The following is a 3729-nucleotide window of genomic DNA, read 5'->3' on the forward strand; positions in this document are numbered from 1 at the left end:
CGGGCCGCCCCTGCCCGCGGCAGGTGCGGCTGAACAACGTCATGGGGCGAGCCCGGCCCCATCGCGGGACCGGGCTTCGCGGGGTTGATCAACGACGCCACTTGTAGCTGTGGACCCGCACGTACTCCGTGCGGCTCGTGGCGGCCTCGAACTCGTCGCTGCCGTCGTACACGGCCTTGTACGTGCCACTCTTGAAGGCGCGCGTCTCAGCGGTGAACGCGCCGCCTCTCCCGGTCTCGGCGGAGGCGACCTCTTTCCAGCCTCGCGAGTTGCTGGGGCGGTAGAAGATGCTCACCTGCTCACGACGGACGCCCTTCCAGCCGCGCTCCCCGACCAGGAGACGTCCGGAGAAGGAGACCAGCTTGCCCTTGCGGACCCTGTCGGGGTCGGCGGTGAAACGGGTGATGCGGGTGGCCGCCTTGCCCTTCTGTATCTCGACCGAGAAGAGCGAGGTGTCCTTGGCGACCTCCTTGCCTTTGTCGTCGAAGGCCACGGCGATGGCCTTCCACTTGCCGGCGAAGTCGCTCTCGGTGAAGCCGACCGAGAAGCGCCAGCTCTCCAGTTCCCTGGCATTCCTGACGCTCTGGGTGTGGTAACCCTCCGCGGGCGCCACCCAGAGCTTTACCTTCCGGACATCCGCGCCGGCGCCGATGTCGAAGTAGGCCGTCGTCTCGCTGCCGGCCTTGACCACGACCGGGTTCGGCGAGATGCCGCGAATCTCTAGCTGCGTGTCGACTTCGGTGGCGGACGCGGTGCCCGCGGCCGTCACCAGCATGGCTCCACCGACAAGGGCGGAAAGGATACCTGCCGCAATCCTTCTCAAGGTGCTGATTCCTTCCTCGTATTGACTCGGAGCCGACCATGGGCGTCGGCGGTGAATCAGTTCGATGTTTCGCCCTCGATGAGGGTGACTCGCGCGAGGAACTTGACGCCGCTCCGGGGATGGCGGCCTTCATGAATGTCACGGCCGTCGTCAGCGCAAGGCTGGTGATGATTTCTCTCGCCATGAATTTCTGGTGCTTCATGATGGACGGCCGGGAAACGACCTCAGCGAGTAGCGTGACGAGTCTGGAGCAGCGGCCGCGGCGAGGTCCAGGACACTGACCGGACACTGACCGGACTTTTCATGTCAGTGCGCCGGTTCTGGGTGGCGTTCCGCCTTTCACCTACATTAAGTGATTATTTCCACGCCCGGAGTGATGCCTTCAGGTCGTCCGAGGAGGAAAAGCGTTCGGTGCGGCTGAGTACGGGTGATCTCCCCGTCACGGGGGCGGGGAGAGTAGTGTGAGGTAGTGGATCGACGCATCTTCGGCCTTGAGAACGAGTACGGCGTCACCTGTACCTTCCGGGGTCAGCGCAGGCTGTCCCCCGACGAGGTGGCGCGCTACCTGTTCCGGCGGGTCGTGTCCTGGGGCCGGTCGAGCAACGTGTTCCTGCCCAACGGGGCCCGCCTGTACCTGGACGTGGGCAGCCATCCCGAGTACGCCACCCCCGAGTGTGACAACGTCGTGGAGCTGGTCACCCACGACAAGGCCGGCGAGCGGATCCTGGAGGGGCTGCTGGTCGACGCCGAGAAGCGGCTCCGCGAGGAGGGCATCGCCGGCGACATCTACCTGTTCAAGAACAACACCGACTCGGCCGGCAACTCCTACGGCTGCCATGAGAACTACTGTGTCGGCCGGCACGGAGAGTTCGGGCGGCTGGCCGACGTGCTGATCCCGTTCCTGGTCACCCGGCAGATCATCTGCGGCGCCGGCAAGGTGCTGCAGACGCCGCGTGGCGCGGTCTACTGCGTGTCGCAGCGGGCCGAGCACATCTGGGAGGGCGTGTCGTCGGCGACGACCCGGTCCAGGCCGATCATCAACACGCGTGACGAGCCGCACGGCGACGCCGAGCGGTTCCGCCGCCTGCACGTCATCGTGGGCGACTCGAACATGAGCGAGACCACGATGCTGCTCAAGGTCGGGGCCACCGACCTGGTGCTGCGCATGATCGAGGCCGGGGTCGTGCTGCGCGACCTGAGCCTGGAGAACCCGATCCGGGCGATCCGCGAGGTCTCGCACGACATGACCGGGCGGCGGCGGGTGCGGCTGGCCAACGGGCGTGAGGCGTCGTCGCTGGAGATCCAGGAAGAATACCTGTCCAAGGCGAAGGACTTCGTCGACCGGCGGGGCGGCGACGTGATCGCGCGCAGGGTGCTGGAGCTGTGGGAGCGCACCCTGCGGGCGGTGGAGACCGGCGACCTGGACTCGGTGTCGCGGGAGATCGACTGGGTCATCAAGTACCAGCTGATCGAGCGGTACCGCAAGAAGTACGACCTGCCGCTGTCCTCGCCGCGGGTGGCCCAGCTCGACCTGGCCTACCACGACATCCATCGCAGGCGCGGGCTGTTCTACTTGCTGCAGAAGCGCGGGGCGGTGGAGCGGGTGGCCTCCGACATCCGGATCTTCGAGGCCAAGTCGGTGCCGCCGCAGACGACCAGGGCGCGGCTGCGCGGCGAGTTCATCCGCCGGGCGCAGGAGAAGCGGCGTGACTTCACCGTCGACTGGGTGCACCTGAAGCTCAACGACCAGGCGCAGCGCACGGTGCTGTGCAAGGACCCGTTCCGCAGCGTCGACGAGAGGGTGGACAAGCTGATCGCCAGCATGTGATCAGGGCGGAGCCAGGGAATTGACGCCACTCCGACGGGTGGCGGTCCGTCGTCGAGAAAGTCGCTCGCTGATTGTCCGTCAGCGGGGAACTTCCAGGTTGTCGGTGACCGCTGGCCAGGGGGCGGCCTCGTAGGGCGCTGCTGGCGGCCAGTTCTGGTGTTCGTCCATTTACCTTCTCGATGACCAGGACTGACAGCGCTGCGAACACCGCATGCGCCAACGTTTGATCTCAGCACGGCTCTGCCTGGCAGGTGAGCGCTCGGCGCTCCCGCCGATTACGAGGCAGAGCCGTTGTTCTTTGTTATCCGCAAAAGTCCCGGAAGCGCCCTGTTATCGCCCTGGTTACCCGAAGAACGACGATTTACGCTTCCTTTCAGCAGCTGTTCTGCGTTATCGATGCGGTTCGCGAGCGCAGAGCGGAGATGACTACGAGAGGAAGGTGTGTCGCGGCACGATAGCCATTCCGGAGATTTGTCAGAGGGCAAATGTCTCACGGTGTGGATCCGGCAGGAATTCGGAGAACAGGGAAGAGGGAAATGAAAAGGACTGCGTGGGTATCCGCGATTGCTCTTGCCGCTGGAATTCTGACCAGTGTGCCAACCGCCGCATCGGCTGCCTCGCCGACAGCCAACGAGGTTCACAACACGGGCGCGTACGGGATCGGCGCCATCAGGTACGTCAACCATGCTCACACGCCTGGCCACTACGACGCGTTGATCCCGGCCGGACTGTATTCGGGCTGGCCGCACACCTCGGCGCTTTACGTCGGACCGGGGTTCTGCGTGAGGCTTCGCGGCTGGAACCCCGACCCCCAGCATCTGACGGGGGCTCAAATTCTCACCAATATCGGCGGCGAAGGTGAATGGTTCCTCAGCGACCTCTATCCTGGTTTCGACGCGAGGGCGTTGCCGATCGGTGACGCCGGTTGCCGTTCAGGCACCAGCGCCAAGGCCGAACCGCCCCTCGCACAGCGGGTCGAGTAGCCACTTCGGCGAGACCTGAAGGCACCTGACATCTGAGCAGGAGCCTTTCCGTTTGCCGGGAGCGCGCTTGTTCCACGAAGGAGCCGTGGAACAAG

At 65.2% G+C, this 3729-nt stretch carries 3 protein-coding genes; 2 read left to right on the plus strand and 1 reads right to left on the minus strand.

Going from position 1 to position 3729, the window contains the following annotated elements:
• Positions 1-88: 88 nt before the first annotated feature.
• A complete protein-coding gene (locus tag KME77_RS07710) occupies positions 89-775 on the minus strand; it encodes a hypothetical protein (protein ID WP_219463403.1) in 687 nt (228 codons plus the stop codon).
• A gap of 517 nt (positions 776-1292) precedes the next feature.
• Between KME77_RS07710 and pafA the strand changes: the two genes are divergently transcribed.
• Positions 1293-2651 carry a Pup--protein ligase gene (pafA, locus tag KME77_RS07715; protein ID WP_219463404.1) on the plus strand — a complete coding sequence of 453 codons (1359 nt, stop codon included), beginning with the start codon at positions 1293-1295 and terminating at the stop codon, positions 2649-2651.
• A 536-nt stretch (positions 2652-3187) separates the two neighbouring features.
• The gene (locus tag KME77_RS07720; protein ID WP_219463407.1) at positions 3188-3634 is read left to right on the plus strand and encodes a hypothetical protein; all 447 of its coding nucleotides are present in this window, start codon (positions 3188-3190) and stop codon (positions 3632-3634) included.
• Positions 3635-3729 lie beyond the last annotated feature (95 nt).

This window comes from Nonomuraea rhizosphaerae, assembly GCF_019396405.1.
GTDB classification, from domain to species: domain Bacteria; phylum Actinomycetota; class Actinomycetes; order Streptosporangiales; family Streptosporangiaceae; genus Nonomuraea; species Nonomuraea rhizosphaerae.

Coding starts and splice junctions, on each gene's coding strand:
- KME77_RS07710 (WP_219463403.1), bottom strand. CDS start 775: ATGCTGGTGACGGCCGCGGGCACCGCGTCCGCCACCGAAGTCGACACG.
- KME77_RS07720 (WP_219463407.1), top strand. CDS start 3,188: ATGAAAAGGACTGCGTGGGTATCCGCGATTGCTCTTGCCGCTGGAATT.